This is a genomic window from Microbacterium deminutum, assembly GCF_039530205.1.
GTDB lineage: Bacteria > Actinomycetota > Actinomycetes > Actinomycetales > Microbacteriaceae > Microbacterium > Microbacterium deminutum.
In genome coordinates this window covers 136,501-157,057 of the sequence record NZ_BAAAOG010000001.1, presented here as the reverse complement: position 1 = coordinate 157,057, position 20,557 = coordinate 136,501, and the positions used below count along the sequence as shown (strand labels likewise).

15 protein-coding genes are annotated in these 20,557 nt (G+C 71.3%); 8 read left to right on the top strand and 7 right to left on the bottom strand.

Annotated features, from left to right (window positions below; translation table 11 throughout):
• Window positions 1–252: 252 nt before the first annotated feature.
• Together ABD212_RS00730 and ABD212_RS00725 are read left to right on the top strand one after the other, a co-directional pair.
• Complete coding sequence (locus ABD212_RS00730) at window positions 253–1,944, top strand: ABC-F family ATP-binding cassette domain-containing protein (protein WP_344090166.1); 1,692 nt, start codon at window positions 253–255, stop codon at window positions 1,942–1,944.
• Window positions 1,945–2,035: 91 nt separating this feature from the next.
• Window positions 2,036–2,221 carry a PspC domain-containing protein gene (locus tag ABD212_RS00725; RefSeq protein ID WP_344090164.1) on the top strand — a complete coding sequence of 62 codons (186 nt, stop codon included), beginning with the start codon at window positions 2,036–2,038 and terminating at the stop codon, window positions 2,219–2,221.
• A gap of 16 nt (window positions 2,222–2,237) precedes the next feature.
• Here the strand turns inward: ABD212_RS00725 and ABD212_RS00720 are convergent, their stop codons facing one another.
• Window positions 2,238–3,245, bottom strand: a complete 1,008-nt coding sequence (locus ABD212_RS00720) for a hypothetical protein (RefSeq protein ID WP_344090162.1) — start codon at window positions 3,243–3,245, stop codon at window positions 2,238–2,240.
• A 124-nt stretch (window positions 3,246–3,369) separates the two neighbouring features.
• On the opposite strand from ABD212_RS00720, the gene ABD212_RS00715 reads away from it, so the two are divergent.
• The 3 genes from ABD212_RS00715 to ABD212_RS00705 all read left to right on the top strand — a co-directional run bounded on the left by ABD212_RS00715 (window position 3,370) and on the right by ABD212_RS00705 (window position 11,148).
• Window positions 3,370–8,268: an Lhr family ATP-dependent helicase gene (locus ABD212_RS00715; RefSeq protein WP_344090160.1), complete on the top strand. Its 4,899-nt coding sequence runs from the start codon at window positions 3,370–3,372 to the stop codon at window positions 8,266–8,268.
• Between the two features lie 53 nt (window positions 8,269–8,321).
• Window positions 8,322–9,116, top strand: a complete 795-nt coding sequence (locus tag ABD212_RS00710) for a DNA-formamidopyrimidine glycosylase family protein (protein ID WP_344090157.1) — start codon at window positions 8,322–8,324, stop codon at window positions 9,114–9,116.
• A gap of 595 nt (window positions 9,117–9,711) precedes the next feature.
• The gene (locus tag ABD212_RS00705) at window positions 9,712–11,148 is read left to right on the top strand and encodes an NAD(P)/FAD-dependent oxidoreductase (protein WP_344090155.1); all 1,437 of its coding nucleotides are present in this window, start codon (window positions 9,712–9,714) and stop codon (window positions 11,146–11,148) included.
• Between the two features lie 103 nt (window positions 11,149–11,251).
• On the opposite strand, the gene ABD212_RS00700 is transcribed toward ABD212_RS00705, so the two are convergent.
• The 3 genes from ABD212_RS00700 to ABD212_RS00690 all read right to left on the bottom strand — a co-directional run bounded on the left by ABD212_RS00700 (window position 11,252) and on the right by ABD212_RS00690 (window position 13,813).
• On the bottom strand, window positions 11,252–11,662 hold the full coding sequence (locus ABD212_RS00700; protein ID WP_344090153.1) for a VOC family protein: 411 nt from the start codon (window positions 11,660–11,662) through the stop codon (window positions 11,252–11,254).
• 23 nt (window positions 11,663–11,685) lie between these two features.
• On the bottom strand, window positions 11,686–12,114 hold the full coding sequence (locus ABD212_RS00695; protein ID WP_344090151.1) for a helix-turn-helix transcriptional regulator: 429 nt from the start codon (window positions 12,112–12,114) through the stop codon (window positions 11,686–11,688).
• Between the two features lie 115 nt (window positions 12,115–12,229).
• Complete coding sequence (locus ABD212_RS00690) at window positions 12,230–13,813, bottom strand: PucR family transcriptional regulator (RefSeq protein WP_344090149.1); 1,584 nt, start codon at window positions 13,811–13,813, stop codon at window positions 12,230–12,232.
• Window positions 13,814–14,046: 233 nt separating this feature from the next.
• Here ABD212_RS00690 and ABD212_RS00685 point away from each other — a divergent pair, with 233 nt between their 5' ends.
• Together ABD212_RS00685 and ABD212_RS00680 are read left to right on the top strand one after the other, a co-directional pair.
• Window positions 14,047–15,453, top strand: coding sequence for an aspartate aminotransferase family protein (locus tag ABD212_RS00685; protein ID WP_344090146.1), 1,407 nt, complete (start codon window positions 14,047–14,049; stop codon window positions 15,451–15,453).
• A 197-nt stretch (window positions 15,454–15,650) separates the two neighbouring features.
• Window positions 15,651–16,058, top strand: coding sequence for an LbetaH domain-containing protein (locus ABD212_RS00680; protein ID WP_344090144.1), 408 nt, complete (start codon window positions 15,651–15,653; stop codon window positions 16,056–16,058).
• A gap of 34 nt (window positions 16,059–16,092) precedes the next feature.
• Here ABD212_RS00680 and ABD212_RS00675 read toward each other — a convergent pair whose 3' ends face one another.
• Window positions 16,093–16,521, bottom strand: coding sequence for an SRPBCC domain-containing protein (locus ABD212_RS00675; RefSeq protein WP_344090142.1), 429 nt, complete (start codon window positions 16,519–16,521; stop codon window positions 16,093–16,095).
• A 127-nt stretch (window positions 16,522–16,648) separates the two neighbouring features.
• Window positions 16,649–17,050, bottom strand: coding sequence for a DUF1304 domain-containing protein (locus ABD212_RS00670; RefSeq protein WP_344090140.1), 402 nt, complete (start codon window positions 17,048–17,050; stop codon window positions 16,649–16,651).
• A 34-nt stretch (window positions 17,051–17,084) separates the two neighbouring features.
• On the opposite strand from ABD212_RS00670, the gene ABD212_RS00665 reads away from it, so the two are divergent.
• Window positions 17,085–17,834, top strand: a complete 750-nt coding sequence (locus tag ABD212_RS00665; protein WP_344090138.1) for a LysR substrate-binding domain-containing protein — start codon at window positions 17,085–17,087, stop codon at window positions 17,832–17,834.
• A gap of 202 nt (window positions 17,835–18,036) precedes the next feature.
• Here the strand turns inward: ABD212_RS00665 and ABD212_RS00660 are convergent, their stop codons facing one another.
• Window positions 18,037–20,529, bottom strand: a complete 2,493-nt coding sequence (locus tag ABD212_RS00660) for a CHAT domain-containing protein (RefSeq protein WP_344090136.1) — start codon at window positions 20,527–20,529, stop codon at window positions 18,037–18,039.
• Window positions 20,530–20,557: the final 28 nt, after the last annotated feature.

The following is a 20,557-nucleotide window of genomic DNA, read 5'->3' as shown; positions in this document are numbered from 1 at the left end:
CTCACCCGACAGGGCCTGGCATCCGCTATCGTGGCTGTCGACCTTGTCCCGAGTGTGAGGAAGTCCGTTGAGGCAGATCGTCGCGACCGCGCTGTAATCGCGCTGAGCGTCGTCGTCCGACGAGTTCAGCGCTTCATTCCGCGCTGACCGTCGATTTTCTGCCGCTTCTTCCCTCGGCCTCTGCCGGCTCTGCCGGTCGTCGGGCGCATCGCGGCCTCGATGTCAGCGCATATCTGACATCTCGGAGGTCCCATGCCTGCTCCCACCCTCACCCCATCCGTCGTCCTCGACCGCGTCTCGTTCACCTGGCCCGATGGCGCATCCGCCCTCGACGGCGTCTCCGGCATTTTCGGCGCGGGCCGCACCGGACTCGTCGGCCGCAACGGCTCCGGAAAGTCCACCCTCCTGCGCCTGATCGGCCGAGAGCTCTCGCCCACCGCGGGCCGCATCACGACGTCGATGGATGTCGCGCACCTCCCCCAGCGACTCACGCTCGACGTGCACCGGCCGGTCGCCGAGCTGCTCGGCATCGCCGACACCCTCGGCGCGGTGCGTGCCATCGAATCCGGCGATGTCGATCCGCACCACTTTGACGCGGTCGGCTCCGACTGGGACATCGAGGCGCGCGCGAACGCCGCGCTCGCCGAGGCCGGCCTGGCGCCCGGCATGCTCGACCGGCACGTCGGCGAGCTGTCGGGCGGCGAAGCCGTGCTCACCGCGATCGCCGGCATCCGGCTGCGCGCGCCATCCATCGCCCTGCTCGACGAGCCGACGAACAACCTCGACCGCGACGCCCGTGCGCGTCTGCGCGAGATGGTCCGGGGATGGCGGGGCACGCTCATCGTCGTCAGCCACGACATCGCCCTGCTCGAGCTCATGGACGACACGGCCGAGCTGTACCGCAACGAGCTGAGTGTCTTCGGCGGTCCGTATTCGCAGTGGCGCGCATGGTTCGACTCCGAGCAGTCGGCCGCCCGGCAGGCCGAGGTGACCGCCGCCGCCGCACTGCGGCGCGAGAAGCGGGATCGCATCGACGCCGAGATCAAGATCTCGCACCGGCAGGCGATGGGCCGCAAAGCCCAGCTGGAGAAGCGCGTCCCGCCGATCGTCGCCGGCAACCTCATGCGTTCGGCGCAGGTATCGGCCGGAAAGCTGCGCACCGAGGCCCGCGACAAGGAAGCCGGCGCCCGTGCGGCGCTCGACGCGGCCGAGCGCCGCGTACGGGACGACGACTCCGTGCGAATCGACCTGCCGGACCCGGGCGTGGCGGCCGGTCGCCGCATCGCGACGATCGGCGACGGCGAGCACTCGTGGATCGTCCAGGGTCCGGAGCGCGTGGCGCTCATCGGCGCCAACGGCGTCGGTAAGACGACCCTCCTCGAGCGACTGGTCGGCCTGCCGTCGGGACGTGGACCCGACTCCGGCTCAGTCGGGACGGGGATCGGCCGGCAGACTCACGTATCGGAGGTCCTGGGCGAGATGCCGGCTCCGCGCTTGGAATCGTGCACGGCCGTGCTGCACACCGACAGGGTGGGTTACCTCCCGCAGCGCATCGACGGACTGGATGACGCGGCATCCGTGCTCGAGAACGTTCGGGCGGCGGCATCCACGATCACCACCGCCGACCTGCGGAACCGACTCGCCCGGTTCCTGATCCGTGGAGCGGCCGTCGATCGGCCGGTGGCGACGCTGTCCGGCGGTGAGCGCTTCCGGGTGGCGCTGGCGAGGGTGCTGCTCGCCGATCCGCCGCCGCAGCTGATCGTCCTCGACGAGCCGACGAACAACCTCGACCTCGACACGGTGGATCAGCTGGTTGAGGCCCTCGGCGCGTATCGGGGCGCCGTCATCGTGGTGAGCCACGACGACGCGTTCCTCGCGCGGCTTGGCATCGACCTCACGCTCGAACTCGCGGCCGACGCGCGACTGAGCGAGCGACGAACCTGAGCCCGCCGAAGGGCCGGACCTTCCGACGGGCTCAGGGACCGCCTCGAACGCGTGCCTTCACGCGCGACGTGGATGGGGGCAGGATGGGCACATGGCCGAACTCCTCCGTCCCCGCAGCGGGCGCGTCCTGGCAGGCGTGTGCGTTGCGATCGCGAACCGCTTCGACATGAGCGTCGCGGTCGTGCGTGCGCTCATGGTCTTCGCCGTGCTCTTGTTCGGCCTGGGCATCTGGCTGTACGTGATCCTCTGGCTGCTCATTCCCCTCGGCCGCACCTGACGTCGGCGGCCCGGCATCAGTGGAATCCGGATGCCGCAGCCCGCGCGACCGCCGCAGCCACCATCTCGGGCTGCAGGGCGGCCGTTGCGCGCACTTCGATCCACGCGGAGTTCACGCCATCCGCCAGGTGGTACAGCGCGCCGCCGTGCGACCCCGTCCCGCCCGCGGAGCCCTGGATGCCGTCGACGCCCAGGTCGATGGCCTGGTAGCCGTCCGGCGTCGTGGCGCCGGTGCCCGCCAGGGTGTCGAGGTAGAGGAAGATGCTTGAAGCTCCGCGCTCGGCGATGCCGCATTCCGATCGATGGGAGGCGACACCGGCCATCGCGTAGCCGGGAGTGGGAGGGTCGCCGAGACTCGTGGCCTGTCCGGTGAGGGTGGCTCCCAGTGCGCCCCCGATCGCGTCCGCCGCCCTCTGGCAGTCGAGAGTCGGCCACCATCCCGTGCGATCGCGAGTCCACGGCTCGTCCGGTCGGGCCGCGAAGTTCGCTCCGATCTGGGCTCCGAGCGCCGCGCCCCAGGCGTCGACGTTCGCGCGCGTCATGTCCGGCGCGAACTGGAATGTCCCCGCGACCCAGAGCTCGTGGGACTCCCATTTCCACGCGCAGACCCATTGCGGGTCGCAGTCTTCGAAGTAGTACTTCTCGGAGTCGGCCGGCAGGACGGCATCCCCGACGCCCGACTGCGGGATGACCTCCACGACGACTGTCGCAGAGTCCCCGCGCCAGGCGCACACCAGTCCGCCGACGTTCGCCATGGTCCCGCTCGAGTCGGCGGACTGTGACTGGAGGTCGAGGCCGGTGGCATCCGACAGCTGAGCCTCGGTCAGGACCGATGCGCAGTCGTGACCGAACGCGACCGGTGGGATGCCGCCGGGCGCGACGTTCAGGACGTCGGGAGTCGGAGTCGGCGTCGACGTCACGACAGCGGTCGGCGTCTCGGCATCCTGCTCCGGCGGCGCCGAGGCGCAGCCGGCCAGCGCCGACAGCAGAACAGCGACACCGATGGCGAGGCGCGAGCGTCTCATGGACTGTCCTTCCGCTGCGTTTGCGGCGAATCTACCTGCCGCCGCCGCTGACCGCGCGCCCGTCCCACAGCCTCCCGCCTCGACCGACGGCCCCGATGTCGCACCTACCGGCGAAGATGGGGGGATGAGCGACGTGCTCGAGCGGTTCGGACCCGCCACGCAGGACTGGTTCCGAGGCGCCTTCCCCCGGCCCACGGACGCCCAGGTCGGCGCGTGGGACGCGATCTCGGCCGGCAGGCACGCGCTCGTGGTCGCGCCGACCGGGTCCGGCAAGACGCTGTCGGCGTTCCTCTGGGCGATCGACCGGGTCTTCCACGAGAAGGACTCGCGTCCGAGGCCCGTCGCCGGGCGCAAGCGCAGGTCCACGGATGCCGCTCCCTCCCCCACACGGATCGTCTACATCTCGCCGCTCAAGGCCCTCGGCGTCGACGTCGAGCGCAACCTCCGCTCACCCCTCGTCGGCATCGGGCAGTCGGCCCGAAGGCTCGGCATCTCGGTGCCTGAGGTCACGGTCGGGGTCCGCTCCGGCGACACGACCTCCAGCGACCGGCGCAAGCTGGTCACGGCACCGCCCGACATCCTCATCACGACCCCCGAGTCGCTGTATCTCATGCTCACGAGTCAGGCCGGCGAGACGCTCAAGAACGTCCACACCGTCATCGTCGACGAGGTCCACGCCGTGGCGGCCACCAAGCGCGGCGCGCATCTCGCGGTCAGCCTGGAACGCCTCGACGCGCTGCTGGAGCGGCCCGCCCAGCGGATCGGGCTCTCTGCCACGGTCCGGCCCATCGACGAGGTCGCGCGGTTCCTCGGCGGCGCCGCTCCTGTCGAGATCGTGGCCCCTCGCGCGACCAAGGCGTTCGACATGCGCGTGATCGTGCCGGTGAACGACATGCTCAATCCCCCGCCCCCTCCGGGCACCGAACCGGCATTCGTCGACGCCGACGAAGCCACGGGCGAGGTGATCGACGAGGACTGGTTCGCAGAGGGTTCCGGCACCGGCGACGGCCGTCGCCGCCCGGAGTCGACCGAGATGACCGGATCCGTGTGGCCTCATGTCGAAGAGGCGATCGTAGACCGCATCGTGCAGCACCGCTCCACGATCGTGTTCTGCAACTCACGGCGCCTCGCGGAGCGGCTCACCGCACGGCTGAACGAGATCTACTCCGAGCGGCTGGGACTCGAACTGCCCGACCCGCTCGTCCCGGCAGCCAAAATGGCGCAGGCGGGCACGACGGCAGGTGCCGACCCGGTGCTGGCGAAGGCCCACCACGGATCGGTCTCGAAGGAGCAGCGCGCACAGGTCGAGGAAGAGCTGAAGTCGGGCATCCTGCGCTGCGTCGTCGCCACCAGCAGCCTCGAGCTCGGCATCGACATGGGCGCTGTCGATCTCGTCATCCAGGTCGAAGCGCCGCCGAGCGCGGCCTCGGGACTCCAGCGCATCGGACGAGCCGGGCACCAGGTCGGCGAGGTCAGCCGGGCAGCGCTCTTCCCGAAGCACCGCGGCGACGTGCTGCACACCGCGATCGTCACCGAGCGCATGCTCGCGGGACAGATCGAGGCGATCGCCATCCCGCAGAACCCGCTCGACATCCTGGCGCAGCAGACCGTGGCAGCGAGCGCGCTGGGTCCCGTCGACGTCGAGGGCTGGTTCGAGACGCTCAAGCGCAGTGCGCCGTTCCGAACACTGCCGCGCTCGGCGTACGAGGCGACGCTCGACCTGCTCGCGGGGCGTTTTCCGTCCGATGAATTCGCGGAACTGCGGCCCCGGCTCGTGTGGGACCGCGACCACGGCACCCTTACCGGTCGCCCCGGTTCGCAGCGCATCGCCGTGACGAGCGGCGGCACGATTCCCGACCGGGGCCTGTTCGGGGTCTTCGTCGCGGGTGAGTCGCAGAACGCCCGCGTCGGGGAGCTCGACGAGGAGATGGTGTATGAATCCCGCGTCAACGACGTGTTCACGCTCGGCACGACGAGCTGGCGCATCGTCGAGATCACGCACGACCGCGTGAACGTGGTGCCCGCGTTCGGCCAGCCCGGCAAGGTGCCGTTCTGGCACGGCGACGGCATCGGCCGGCCCGCCGAGCTCGGTGAGGCGCTCGGCAGGTTCTCACGCGAGGTCTCGACGGCCGCCGCCGAGAAAGCCGAGGAGCGCCTGCGCGACGCAGGTCTGGACGACAACGCGGCAGGCAACCTCCTGGCGTACCTGAGCGAGCAGCGCGAGGCGACGGGGACGCTTCCCACCGACCGTGCGCTCACCGTCGAGCGTGGACGCGACGAGGTCGGCGACTGGCGTGTGATCCTGCATTCCCCGTACGGCATGCAAGTCCACTCGCCATGGGCTCTGGCCGTCAACGCTCGCATCCGCGAGCGGCTGGGTGTCGACGGGTCTGCCGTGGCCAGCGACGACGGCATCATCGCTCGGGTCCCGGATGCCGCGGCCGAACCGCCGGGGGCGGAGCTCTTCGTGTTCGATCCCGACGAACTCGAGCAGATCGTCATCGACGAGGTGGGCGGGTCCGCGCTGTTCGCGTCGCGTTTCCGCGAGTGCGCGGCCCGCGCGCTGCTCATGCCCCGCCGCAATCCCGGCCGACGCAGCCCGCTGTGGCAGCAGCGCCAGCGATCGGCGCAGCTGCTCGAGGTCGCCCGCCGGTATCCGACGTTCCCGATCATCCTCGAGACGCTGCGCGAAGTCCTGCAGGACGTGTATGACGTGCCCGCTCTGCTGCGCATCGCCCGCGGCATCGGCGAGCGACGGATCAGGCTCATCGAGACGACACCCTCGCAGCCGTCTCCGTTCGCGCGGGATCTCCTGTTCGGCTATGTCGGCGCGTTCATGTACGAGGGCGATTCGCCCTTGGCCGAGCGCCGGGCGGCGGCGCTGTCAGTGGATCCGGCGCTGCTGTCGGAGCTGCTCGGCAAGGTCGAGATGCGCGAGCTGCTCGACCCCGACGTGATCGCGCAGTTCGAGCGCGAGGCGCAGCGGCTCGATCCCGAGCGTCGTGCTCGCGGAGTCGAGGGAGTCGCCGATCTGCTGCGCATCCTCGGTCCGCTGGACGCATCCGAGGTCGCCGCGCGCCTGCAGCCCGCCGCGATCTCGTCGTTGACCGAGGATCGACGCGACGAGGCGAACCATGCTCCCGATTCCGACGACGTGTCGTCCCGCTCCCCTCGCTCGACGTCCGGGCCCGACGACCTCGTGGCGCCTGATGCCGAGGCGGCGGCCCTGCTGGCAGCGCTGATCGACGCGCGGCGAGCCATCCCGGTGACGATCGCCGGTGTCCCCCGCGTCGCCGCCATCGAAGACGCCGGCAGACTGCGCGATGCACTCGGCGTCGCGCTGCCCGTCGGCATCCCGACCGCCTTCCTCGAGCCGCTCGCCGACCCGCTCGGCGATCTGGTGGCGCGGTATGCGCGCACGCACGGTCCGTTCACGGCGGATGCCGCGGCCGACCGCCTCGGCATCGGCATCGCCGTCGCGCGGCATACGCTCCAGCGGCTCGAGTCGCACGGCCGGCTCGCGAGCGGCTTCTTCCTCCCGGCCCCGCAGACCGGCGCAGAGACCGGTGCCGCCTCGGGGGCCGGGGCGGGCGCGAATGGCGCCGACGAAGGGGAGTGGTGCGACGCCGAGGTGCTGCGACGCCTGCGGATGCGCTCGCTCGCGGCAATCCGCGGGAGCGTGGAGCCCGTCTCGCAGGACGCGTACGCGAGGTTCCTGCCGGTCTGGCAGCACGTGACGCGGCCGCTCGAGGGCATCGACGGGGTCGTGGCTGTCGTCGAGCAGCTCGCCGGCGTGCCGATCCCCGCCAGCGCGTGGGAGTCGCTCGTCCTGCCCGCACGGGTCTCGGACTACACACCCGGCATGCTCGACGAGCTGACCGCGACCGGCGAGGTCGTCTGGTCGGGGCACGGGAGCCTTCCCGGCCAGGACGGGTGGATCGCGCTGCACTCCGCGGATGCCGTCAGCCTGACGCTCTCGCCGCCCGAGGAGGACGTCGCCCCCGGCACGCTCGAGTCGCAGCTGCTGTCCGCCCTCTCGGCCGGCGGAGCCTACTTCGCCGCCCAGCTGCGCCAGATCACCGGGGCCGAGAACGAGCAGTCGGTCGTCGAGGCGCTCTGGGCGCTGACCTGGGCGGGCCGGGTCACCAACGACACGTTCGCTCCGGTGCGCGCTCTCGTCGGCGGCGGGTCGCAGGCGCACCGCGTGGCACGCAAGACGCCCCGCGCCCGTCTCTACCGGGGCGCCGCGGTGCGCACGGTGACGTCATCCGTCCCGCCGCGACCAGCCTCGATCGGCGGTCGCTGGTCGCTGCTGCCCGAGACCGAGCCCGACGCTGCAATGCGCGCGACCGCGGCGGCGAGCCTCATCCTCGACCGCTACGGCGTCGTCACCCGCGGCGCGGTACAGGCCGAGGGCCTCCCTGGCGGGTTCGCGCAGGCCTACCGGGTGCTGGCGGGTTTCGAAGAGGCCGGGCACTGCCGGCGCGGATACGTGATCGAAAAGCTCGGCGCGGCGCAGTTCGCGGCATCCGCCACCGTCGACAGGCTGCGGGAGTTCGCCGGTCTCGCCGATCCGCCGCCGCTGCGGGCGGTCACGCTCGCGGCGACCGATCCGGCCAATCCCTACGGCGCCGCGCTCGCCTGGCCCGGCCTCGACGGTGTCCCGCATCGGCCCGGACGCAAGGCCGGGGGGCTCGTCGTGCTCGTCGACGGCATGCTGGCTCTGTACCTCGAGCGCGGCGGGAAGTCCGCGCTCGCCTTCACGGGCGACGAAGGGATGCTCGCGGCCGCGACCCGCGACCTCGCGGCGACCGCTCGCGCACGGCGTCTGGACACCCTGACGATCGAGCAGGTCAACGGCGCCTTCGTCTACGGCACCGCTGTCGGCCGCGCTCTGCGCGATGCCGGCTTCGTCGAGTCACCGCGGGGGCTGACCCTGCGCCGCGTGACGGCCGGCGATGAGGCTCGCGCGCTCCGCCAGACGCAGGGCCCCGCCGCCGGGTCGGGGGTCGCGCGTGGCTGAGGCTCGCACGGCCCGGGGCAGGACCGGACCGACGGCCGGCGCGCGGAGCATGCATGCCTGAGGGCGACAGCGTCCACCGCGTCGCCCGGCGGTTGAACGATGTGCTGGCCGGCGCCGATGTGACCCGCTTCGAGCTGCGGGTGCCGCAGGCGGCCACCGTCGATCTGCGCGGCAGGGTCGTGCACGAGGTGGTGCCGCGCGGCAAGCATCTGCTGCATCGCATCGGCGAGCACACCCTCCACTCGCACCTCAAGATGGAGGGCGAATGGCACGTCTACCGACCGGGCGAGCGATGGCGCAAACCCGCCTTCACGGCACGGGCGGTGGTGGGCACGTCGCAGTGGGAGACCGTCGGCTTCGACCTCGCCGGCATCGCGGTCGTCGCCACGGCCGACGAATCGCGGCTCGTTGGGCATCTCGGCCCCGATCCGCTGTCCGCGGACTGGGACCCGGTCGAGGCCGCGCGACGACTGGCGGCGGATGAGCGGCCCGTCCACGTCGCGATCCAGGACCAGCGCAACATCGCCGGGTTCGGCAACGAGTACGCGAACGAGATCCTGTTCGTGCGTGGCATCCTCCCCACCACCCCGGCGCGGGAGACGGATGCCGCAGCCCTCGTCGACCTCGGCGCGCGCATGATCCGCGCCAACCGGGACCGCCCGGATCGCACGTTCACGGGCGACACCAGGCCCGGCCGGACGACATGGGTCTATCGGCGCGAAGGCCGCCCGTGCCGGCGCTGCGGCACGCTGATCCGGGGCGGTTCGCTCGGCGCGGCCCAGAGGCGCGAGCGCATCGTGTTCTGGTGCCCGGTCTGCCAGGCCGCTCCGGGCGCGAGCGCCGGCTGACCGCCGGCATCCGACCGTCCCGCCACGGCGCTCGGCCTGCCGCCGGGTTTGGGGCGGACTTGGTCCGTTGGGGCGCACAGCATGCGCCCCAGCGGAGGGAACCCGCCCCGAACCCACCGCCCCGGCCGCGGCGCTCGGCCTCCCCGGGTTTGGGGCGCCCTTGGTCCGTTGGGGCGCACAGCATGCGCCCCAGCGGACGGAACCCGCCCCGAACCCGCCGCCTCGGCCGCGCCCTTCGGCCTCAGCGGGTTTGGGGCGGGCTAGGTCCGTTGGGGTGCCCAGGATTCGCCCCAGCGGACGGAACCCGCCCCGAACCCGCCGCCCCGGCCGCGCCCTTCGGCCTCAGCGGGTTTGCCTCCCCGGCCGCCGCAGCCGGGCCTCCCCGGCCGCGCCGCCGGACACGCCTGGGTTTGGGGCGGACCTGGTCCGCTGGGGCTCACGGTATGCGCCCCCACGGACGGACGCCGCCCCGAACCCGGCGGCACCGAACCGACAGCGTGTCCGGATCCCGCAGAACTCGCGACACGGAGCCCTCGCGGCGGCAGCCACTCGCCGGAAAGATGGAACAGCACCGAGCGAGAGGGAAGTGATACCCGTGGGCACGACCGTCTTCGAACGACAGCGGCCGGCAGCATCCGTCATCCGTGAAAGCCTCATCGGCACGCAGCAGCGCGTGTTCTGGCTTGACGATCTCGGCCCGCGCGAGGCTCGACCCGGGCTCACCGGTACCGTCTCCGTCGACCTCGTTATCGTCGGGGCCGGCTACACCGGCCTGTGGACCGCGCTGCACGCCAAGCGGCGTGACCCGGCGGCCAGGGTGATCGTGCTCGAAGCCCGCACGGTCGGCTGGGCGGCCTCGGGCCGCAACGGCGGATTCTGCGAGGCGAGCCTGACACACGGCCGCGACAACGGCCTGAGCCGCTGGCCGGGCGAGATCGACCGGCTCGAGCGTCTCGGTCGCGAGAACCTCGACGCCATGCGCGAAGACATCGCCGCCCATCGCATCGACGCCGACTGGGAGCGCGTCGGCAGCCTCACGGTCGCCACCGAGCCCCACCAGCTCGCGTGGCTCGACGAATGGGCGACGGATGCCGCCTCCCGCGGCGACGACGGGATCACGCGCCTGGGCGAGGCCGAGGTGCGGGCCTCCGTAGCCTCGCCCACGTTCCTCGGTGCCGTGAGCGATGCCCACGGCACGGCGCTCGTCCATCCCGGCAAGCTCGCGGCGGGACTCGCGCGCGCCGCCGAGCAGGCCGGCGTGGAGATCTTCGAGGCGTCACCGGTGCGCCGCATTGAGGACGAGGCAGACGCAGTGGCGGTCGTGACGGCCGATGGCCGCATAATCGCGCGACGAGTGGCGCTCGCGACCAACGTCTTCCCGTCGCTGCTGCGGCGCAACCGGCTGATGACCGTCCCGGTCTACGACTATGTGCTCATGACGGAGCCCCTCACCGACGATCAGCTCGACGACATCGGCTGGGGCGACAGGCAGGGCATCAGCGACCTCGCGAATCAGTTCCACTACTTCCGCATGAGTCGCGACAACCGGATCCTGTTCGGCGGTTACGACGCCGTCTATCACTACGGCCGACGGGTCCGCTCGGGCTATGAGAACCGTCCTGAGACGTTCGAGAAGCTCGCGAGCCACTTCTTCACGACCTTTCCGCAGCTCGAGGGCGTGCGCTTCACGCATCGCTGGGCGGGCGCGGTCGACACGTCGACGCAGTTCTGCGCGTTCTTCGGCACCGCCCGGCGCAACCGCGTAGCCTATGCAGCCGGATTCACCGGTCTCGGCGTCGCTGCCACGCGATTCGCAGGAGAGGTGATGCTCGACCTTCTCGCGGGAGAGCCGACCGAGCGGACCGAGCTCGAGATGGTGCGTAAGCGTCCACTCCCCTTCCCGCCCGAGCCCGTCGCTGCCGCGGGGATCAACGTCACACGCTGGTCGCTCGATCGCGCCGATCACGACCGGGGGCGCCGCAACATCCTGCTCAAGACGCTGGATGCGCTCGGTCTCGGATTCGACTCCTGAACCCTGCCGCATGAGGGCAGGTCATGGATGCCGCCACCCAAGGCCTTGGACAAGCCCTCAACGCGGGTCAGCCCGCGCGCGGTGAACGCCGCCGCCGTGACCTTCAGACGGGCGGGGCCTGCGAGATCCGGACGGTGTTGCCCGACGGGTCGCGGAACGCGCAGTCACGCGGCCCCCAACCCTGATCCATGGGTTCCTGCAGCACCTCGGCGCCCGAAGCGCGCACGGTCTCGAACGTCGCGTCGACGTCGTCGGAGGCGAAGACGAGCATCGGCAGCACGCCCTTGGTGAGGAGTTCCTGAAGGGCGTCGCCGTCCGCCTGCGAACGGCCGGCGTGCGGCTCCGACAGGACGATCCCGAGCCCGGGCTGCGCGTCGCTGCCGAGCGTGACCCAGCGGTAGTCGCCGGAGGCGACATCGTTCTTGACCTCGAGGCCGAGCGCGTCGCTGTAGAACGCGATCGACTCGTCGACGTCGCTGACGGTGATGTTGGTGTACTGGAGTGCGATGGTCATGAATCCGACTCTAGGCACCCCGGCTACGCGGCTGCTTCTTCGATCCTGCTCGATGCGTTGCGCACCGGTCGAGTGCGCGCCTTGGCGACGCATGCCGGCATCGCCTTGACGGCGCGATGCTCTCGGCTGCGGTAGGCCGACGGGCTCTCTCCGACGATCTCGGTGAACCGCGAGCTGAACGAGCCAAGCGAGGTACAGCCCACCGCCATGCACGCATCGGTCACGGTCGCGCCCTCGCGCAGCAGCGCCATGGCGCGCTCGATCCTGCGAGTCATGAGATAGCTGTAGGGCGTCTCGCCGTATGCCGCGCGGAACCGGCGCGAGAAGTGCGCGGGCGACATCAGCGCCCGCGACGCCATGGTCGGCACGTCGAGCGGTTTCGCGTACTCGCGGTCGATCAGATCACGCGCGCGACGCAGGTACGTCAGGGTCTCGATCTCCTGCGGGCTCATGATTCGACGGTAGCACCGGTCACGGACGCCGCCACCCCGTCTGAACGCACCCTCGAACGAGGTGCGGCCCCGCACCCACGCTGCCGCGGGAATCCCGTTTCGACGGATCCGTGATTCAGCGACCGGCGCTGCGGCGAACCAGCAGTGCGAGGTGCAGGGCGGTCTGCGTCTCACCGTCGTCGAGGTCGACCCCGAGCAGCTCCTCGAGCAGCGCGATGCGCTGGTAGAACACCGACCGGGACAGATGCGAAGCGGATGCCGCGGCCGTGCGGTTGCCGGGATGCGTGAGCATCGCCTCAAGCACGTCCAGCAGGTCACCGCCTCGGCTGAGGTCATGCTCGATGATGGGCGCGAGCATCCGCTCGGCGTGCTCCAGCACGCGGTGGTCGTCCCGCAGCGCTGTCACCAGCTGGACCAGCGGGCGGTTCTCGGCGCGTCGGAGCTGCAGTCCGCGACCGGCTCGCCGCCGACGCCCGCGAGCGAGGTCGATGGCCTCGTGGAGCGAGATCAGCGCCGCATCGACGCCCTCGGCGCCGCGTCCCACCGAGACGACGACGCGCTCGGAGGCCTCACCTGGTTCCACCAGCGCACGCGAGAACGCGAGCGCGGCGGGGTCATCGAACGACGCATCCGCGGGAATCGACAGCAGCATCGCGGTTGCCGGCGGCGCGATGCCGTCCGGCGCGGTGCCGACGATCGCCCGCCCGCGCAGCGTCTTCGCCGCCGCAGCCGCCGACTCCGCCGACACCGGGGCACCCGAGACGACCACCCCGTAGAGCCGCGCGCCGCGCAGCGGCAGCCCCGCCGCCTCGAGCCGCGCCGCCGCCCCACCGACACCGGCGAACCGCCCGGCGAGCAGTCCGTCGAGCAGCCGCCTCCGGCCGATCCGTCCCCATTCGTCCGCATCGCCGTCGGCCAGCCGCCCGACCGCGAGCGCGATCGCCCCCTGCTCGAGGACTGCTGTCCGCCCGGCGGGGTGATCGGGTCCAGGAAGCGCGATGAGGCTTCCCCAGCGGATGCCGCGAGCCTCGACCGGCACGATCAGCCACTCGTCGTCGCCGGGCCCCTCGGGCTCGCGCCGGCGCTCGGAACGCCGGTGCGCGGACCGCGAGCGCAGCTCCCAATCCGTGAAGAGCTCCTCTTCCATGGCGAGCGGCACCTCGGCTGCCACCACCTCGTGCGCGAGGTTCTCCAGGATCACCGGCGCCCCCAGCGTCTGCGCCAGCTGGTGCACGATGAAGTCGACAGGAGAACCCCGCAGCACGAGCGCCGTGAACCGCTCGCGCACCTCGTCCCGCGCGCGAAGCGCGTCGTTCTGCCCGGCGATGATCATGCTGTGGACGGCCTCGGTGAGCGTCACGAACTTGACCTCGCGATGCAGGACGATCAGCGCCAGGTGTCGCTGCGTAGCGGCCTCCACGACGGCACTCGGAACGTACCGGTGATGGGCGCCGAGCTCGAGCACGACGCCCGACAGACCGGCATCCGCGAGCTCCCCGATGAAGCGACGCAGGTCCGCGGGGTCCGCCGGCCACGCGGAGCCGGTCGAGAGGAGTAGCTCGCCGCCGTCCAGCAGCCGCGCCACTCCGGCGCTGTCGGACACGTGCAGCCAGCGCACCCGCGCATCGAGCGCGTCGTCGCCGACGAGCACCTCGGGAACCCCGTGTGCGACGGCGTCCAGGGCGATCACATCGCGCACCGTCGGCAGGGTTCCCGAGGCGGATGCCGGAGCCGGACGATCCGTATGGTTCGTCCGATCTTCGTGACGGTGACGCACCGCTAACCCCTCTTCGGGTCTGACATGCTGAGACGCGGCCAGCTTAGTCGACCCCGGTCGATCTGTCCGGACGCGACCTCAGCCTTGCTGAGCGTCGTCGGCTCCCGGCCGTCGAACGGGGAGCCGAGACGAGCGTCGATGATGAAGGAGCACCCATGACCGACACCCTTTCCTCGGCCGCCGTGTACACCGACGCCGCGGGCGGCATCCGCACGCTTCCCGATCTCGATGCCGATGCGCTCGTGAGAGCCGACGACCGCGGCCACGTGTTCCATTCGTGGAGCGCGCAGGCCGTGATCGACCCCATGCCGGTCGCCGCGGGGGAGGGCTCGACGTTCTGGGACTACGCGGGTAACGCATACCTCGACTTCAGCTCGCAGCTCGTGAATCTGAACCTGGGGCACCAGCATCCGGATCTCGTCGCCGCCATCCAGCGGCAGGCCGGCCGGCTCGCGACGATCCAGCCGTCGATGGCCAACGACGTCCGCGGCGAGCTTGCGCGGCGCATCGCCGGGGTCGCCCCCGACGGCATGGAGAAGGTGTTCTTCACGAACGGCGGTGCCGACGCGAATGAGAACGCCGTGCGGATGGCCCGCCTCGTCACGGGCCGGCGCAAGGTGCTGTCGATGTACCGCAGCTACCACGGCAACACGTCGACGGCGATCGCGCTGACCGGCGACCCGCGCCGTTGGCCGAACGAGCCGGCCGACGGCTCGGTGGCGAAGTTCTTCGGCCCCTACCCCTACCGCTCCGCGTTCCACTCCGCATCGCCCGAGGAGGAGACCCAGCGAGCTCTGGAGCACCTCGAGCAGACGATCATCCTCGAGGGCGCCTCCACCATCGCGGCTGTCGTCATCGAGACGATCGTCGGCACGAACGGCGTGCTGGTGCCCCCGCCGGGCTACCTGGCGGGCGTCCGGGAGCTGTGCGACCGGTTCGGCATCGTCTACATCGCCGACGAGGTCATGGTCGGGTTCGGGCGGGTCGGGGAGTGGTTCGCGTTCCAGGCCTTCGACGTCGTCCCCGACCTCGTCACCTTCGCGAAGGGCGTCAACTCGGGCTACGTCCCGCTCGGCGGCGTCGTGATCTCGGACCGCATCGCGGCGCACTTCGACACGCTGTCGTTCCCCGGCGGCCTCACCTATTCGGGTCACCCCCTGGCATGCGCCGCAGGCGTCGCGACCTTCGAGGTGTTCGAGCGCGACGGCATCCTCGCGCGCGTGCGCGATCTCGGCGAGCGGATCGTCGAACCTCGCCTGCGCGAGATGGCGAGGCGGCATCCGTCGATCGGCGATGTGCGCGGTATGGGCCTGTTCTGGGCGATCGAGCTCGTCCGCGACCGCGAGACGCGAGAGCCGCTGGTGCCGTTCAACGCGAGTGGGGCGGATGCCGCGCCCGTCGCGGCGGTGGCGGCGGCGTGCAAGCGCGGGGGTGTATGGCCCTTCACGCATTTCAACCGCGTGCACGTCGCGCCGCCGCTCGTGATCCGCGAACAGGAGCTCGTGCGCGGCCTCGAGGTGATCGACCGGGCACTGTCGGTCGCCGACGAGCACGTCGTCTGAGCGGTTCGCGCAGCCTCGTTCGCACACCGCGCCCCACCTGGGAATCCCCCGCATCGACGGGTAGGTGAACCTGAGGGAATCCGAACTCGTGTCACCTTCGAATAACAGGTGCATGAGCGGGTCGCGTGAGGGAATGAATCACCTGAGAAGTCGGTTAATCCTTTACTCGGCACGTTATGGTGCCGCAGGAGGGGACAGTGGGCAAGAACTACGTCGACATCGAGAACGACCGCGGTGAGATGCTGCGCTACCGCAAGCACGCCAACGGCCGAGGTCTCGTTGCGCACGGCGCCAAGGTGCACCCGAGCGCCATCGTCGAAGCCGGGTCGTATGTCGAACCGGGTGTCCAGATCGCCGCGGGCGCCCACATCGGGCGCGGAGTGTGGATCGAATCGGATGCCGTGATCGGCCCTGACGCGGACATCGCCCCGCACGCCCACATCGGGTCCGGCGCCGCGATCGGCGCCGGCGTCAAGATCGGCGTGCGCACGCAGGTCGGCACCGGCGCTCGCGTCGCGGTGGGATCGCTCATCGGCGACGACGAGACCATCGGCGACGGGGAGCGGGTCGCCACCGACCGGCGCGGCCTGCGACTCGCGGCCTGATCCCGGCGAGCGGTCGAGGTACTCGGGCGTCAGCTCACTCACGTTCCGCGGCGCGCTTGAGGCCCTCGAGCATCTGCTGCCAGTTCGCAGTGGAGTGTTCCGCCGCCTCTTCGGTCGCATTTCCTCCCTGGGTGAGGACGACGTGCGTGCCGGCGCCCGCCTCCTCGAATTCGAAGGACAGCCGGTGGTAATTGTCCGGCGAGTCGGTTTCACCCGACATCGGGCTGAAATGCGTCACGACCAGGCGTGACGGCGGATCGATCTCGACGACCTCGCCCTTGTCTTCGAAGGCCTTGCCCTCCCATTCGCCTTTCCAGCGGATCGACGACCCCACGCGCCAGTCGCTGACGACCTCGGCGCCGAACATGATGTCGGGGTCGGAACCAGGCTGGGTCAGCAGCTGCCACACCCGTTCCGGCGGTGCCTCGATGTCCGCCTGCGCGCGCGAGATGTGATCCGTCATGATCGGCCCCCTTCGAGCCGCTCTCCGCGGCTCGAACTCGTCGAACGGCCGTCGGGCGGCAACGATCGACACGATACCCACCGCCGCCGACGTGGCACATCCCGGTTGACAGCCGGGCGCGAGCGGCTCAGGCGAAGAGGAACAGCACGAACCCGATGAGTGGCAGCGTGCCCTGGATGAGCGCCGCCCGCAGATACTTCATGCCGGTCGTGAGCAGCACGAGAGCCGCCGCGACCATCGATCCGAGGCTGAACAGCACCAGGGCGCGACCGGCGACATCCGCCGCCGCTCCATCGCCCCCACCCGCCCAGAACAGCACGATCCCGAGGATCGCCCCGATCGCGAGGAACAGGTTGTAGAACCCCTGGTTGTACGCCATCGGCTTCGTCGCGTCTGCGGTGGCCTGATCGGGCACGCCGAAGCGCCTCCAGATGCGCGGCTGCGACCACTGCACGCTCTCCATGACGAAGATGTAGACGTGCAGGAGCGCGGCCAGCGCGCCGAACACGGTGGCGAGGATCGGGGTCATGTCCGAACGATAGCGCCCGGGCTACGCTGGCGGAATGGCGAAGCCCGGTGGTGCAGGCGGCTCACGCAGGCGACCGGGACGGCCGGTGCGGGATGCCCCTGCACGCCGATCCGCCAGACCCGGGACCGCCAGGGACGGGGCCGAGAAGTCGGCCGGGGCGGCGCCAGAACCGAGCCAGGGCGCCGAGCCGATCGAGGGTCCGTTCGTGCTGGGAGTGATCCCCGGGGCCACCCCCGGCAAGTGGATCGACGCCTGGAACGAGCGGATGCCGGACGTCGTCCTCGAGCTGCGGCAGATCCCGGTCGCCGGCCAGCGCGAGGCGGTGCTGGAGGGTGGGCTGGATGCCGCCCTCGTCCGTCTGCCGCTCGACCGCGAGGCCCTCCACGTCATCGCGCTTTACGACGAGGTGCCGGTGGTCGTCGCGGCGGTGGAATCCCACCTCATGGCCGCCGACGAACTGAGCCTGCGCGATCTGGCGGGCGAGATCGTGGTCGTGCCGCAGGACGATGTGCTCGGAGTGGAGGTGCCAGGCGCCGTCGCGGCATCCTTCGCCCCGCCGCACGATACCGAGGAGGCGATTGCGATCGCAGCATCGGGGGTCGGCTTCGTCGTCGTGCCGATGTCGCTCGCACGGCTTCATCACCGCAAGGACGCCGACTACCGCACCCTCCGCGACGGACCGGTCTCGACGGTGGCCCTCGCCTGGCCCGCGGATCGGACGACGCCCGCCGTCGAAGCGTTCGTGGGGATCGTGCGCGGCCGCACCGCGAACTCGTCCCGCTGACGGCTCATGGAGACGATGATCGGGGGATGCCGCTGACTTCGGTCACTGCGGCATCCCCCGTGGATCCGACTCCGGAGACTCCCCTCCCCAACTGCCCCAGCGAGTCTCCGCCCCCAGCGCCCGGCGATCCCCCGATACCCGGCTGCTCTGGAGTCGTTCCGAAGCACAGGAGTGCGCTCCAGGCCCGGTGATACATGGAGCCTCAGAATCCGACTCCGTGAGCCTGGAAGGGCGAGACGATTCCGGTACGCTCTGCGGCCCCGGCGAGCGCGACGGCGGGCGCGACTCCCGCCGCCAGGCCTTCGTGCATGGCGCCGAGCAACTCGCAGGCGACGTCGTCCGCGACGACGACCGGAGCCGCGATCACGCACCGCGCACCACCGTGGAGCCAGATGCGCGCCATCCCGATCGCCTCCTCGCCCCAGCGCACCGCCGAGCGGCCGACCTCGCAGGAAGACAGCACGACCGTCTCGGGGACGGATTCCATCAGATCGATGTCGTAGCCGAACAGGGCGCCATCGGTCAGTTCGAGCCCCGAGAACAGCGGGTTGTCCAAGGCGTGGCGACCGTGAGCGGCGATGTGCAGCACCTGCACGCGCGAAGCCAGTGCGGTCACGGCATCCACCGAGGCGGCGCGATCCTGGAGCACGCTCGCGGACGCCCACGCGGATGCCGCGATCGTCACCTCCTCGTCGCCCCGAGCCACCCGCGGCCCGACGGCGAAGGCCGATGATGCGGGCCGGGCGAACGGCTCCTGCCGCTCGCGCATCCATCCGGACGCGGACGACGCCACCGTCAGAGGCCGTTGCGCGATCGCCGGGAGCATGGTCCACGGCAGCGCCGAGAGCACCCCGGGCGCGGTCAGGATGATGCGCTCCGCGTCGGCGAGCGGGGTATCCAGCGGCGAGATCAGCAGCCTCGAGAGCGCTGACAGGCGGCCCTCCAGGCTTGCCCGCACCACGCGCGCCATCGGGCCCGATGTGACCGAGGCGGACACATCGAGGTCCGCGCGGATCCCGCTGAGGGCAGCGCTGATGGCCCGCCAATCGAGGTCGACGAGTTCGGTCCGCGCAGGCGTGATGGCGAGCGCCACCAGGCCTCGGCCGTCGAACACGTACGAGACCAGCGCCTCGCCGGGAGCAAGCGCCGCCCGCACCTCTTCGAGGCTCGCGCGGCTGCGCAGCTCGCCCGCGTGTGTGCCCGACCACTGACGCTCTCGCGCGCGGTGTCGCAGCACCACGGCCCGCGGGCTGGCCAGCCAGTCTCCGTCGGGCTCGGCTGAGCGCAGCACTCGGAGCTCGGCGAGGTCGGCGGCCATGGCGGGATCCGGTGGCGGGCGCACGGCCACGATCTGCTGGTTCATGAGCCGCGCACGCTCGGACCATTCGAACACGAGGTCGTGGCGTCTCGACCGCACGGCGGAGATGAGGCCGGCTGTTATGAGCCCCGAGCCGCGCATCGCCGAGGAGCCCTGCAGATCGAGGCTTCCCGTGGCGCGCTGGGTGCGTTCCAGCACCCGCAGCCCCCGCGCCGCCTGTCCTCGCGCCTGGGCTTCGCGCCCGTGCGCGGCCGCGCGCGCAGCGCGCGCCTCGTAGACGAGGAGGGCGACCTCGAGCGGCGTGCGCTCACTGACGCGCAGACGGGGGATGGCGCTGTCCGCTTCGCGCCCGAGCCGGGCGATCGCCGCCGTCATCCGGAGGGCATCGGCTTCGGGTGAGAACCCCCGTGCACCCAGCTCGTCGACGATGCCCTCGACCTGCTGCCTCGACGGCAGCCGGCCGGGCGGACGGATGGGCACTCCGGCGCGATCGATCCGCCCGACCGCGAGCTGTGCCCGCAGCCGGATCGCCTCGGCCCGCACCGCCCAGCCATGACTGCCCAGCCGCCGGAAGCGCCGGGCGGATGCCCCGGCGACGGTCGCCGACCGCACCGGGTCGTGGCTGAGCAGCGACCGCGCGAGCTGGTAGTCGGCGGTCGCCCGCTCGCGGGGAGCGTGATGCCGACCGAGCGCCACCGACACGTTCGCGAGAGTCCGCTCGGCCTCGGTGACGAGTCCGGCCTCGCGAAGGACCTCGGCATGGTCGAGCTCGTTGATGGCCGCCCACAGGTCGGACTCCTCGTCGAGCGGCTCGCGCACCGACTGCATCATGTTCAGCGCGGTCACGAGGTCCCCTGCGAGCATCCAGGTGTAGCCGCGATTGTGGACGGCCTGGTTCGCCTCGGCGACCAGCCCGGCATCCCGGTAGGCAGCCTCTGCGCGTTCCAGATCCGCCATCGCGTCGGCGAGATGGCCGCGCTGCATGTCGACCAGGCTGCGGTTCATGCGCATGTTGGCCTCCCGCACCGGTTCGCCCGCCAGACCTCGGATGCTCTTCGTCAGCCAGGATGCCGCCTCATCGAGCAGCCCTCGCTCCAGGGCGAGCGCGCCGAGCTGACCCTGCAACTGGGCGACGGCCGCCGGCGAGAGGCCCTCTCGCGCCAGCGCGTCGAGGCAGAGCCGCTCGCCGGCGTCGACATCCCCCAGCCGGGCCAGCACGTACGCGGTGGTGCCCGCGATGCGGGCGAGCAGCTCGATGTCGCGAGCCTCCGCGGCTGCCTGCTGCGCCGATGCGAGTGCGCGCTGAGCCTGCGCGTACCGGCCGCGGTTGGCGAGTTCGACGCCGCGCTCGTAGAGCCCTGCTGCGCTGGTCGTCATTCAGCCATGATGGCTCTCCCGACGTCGG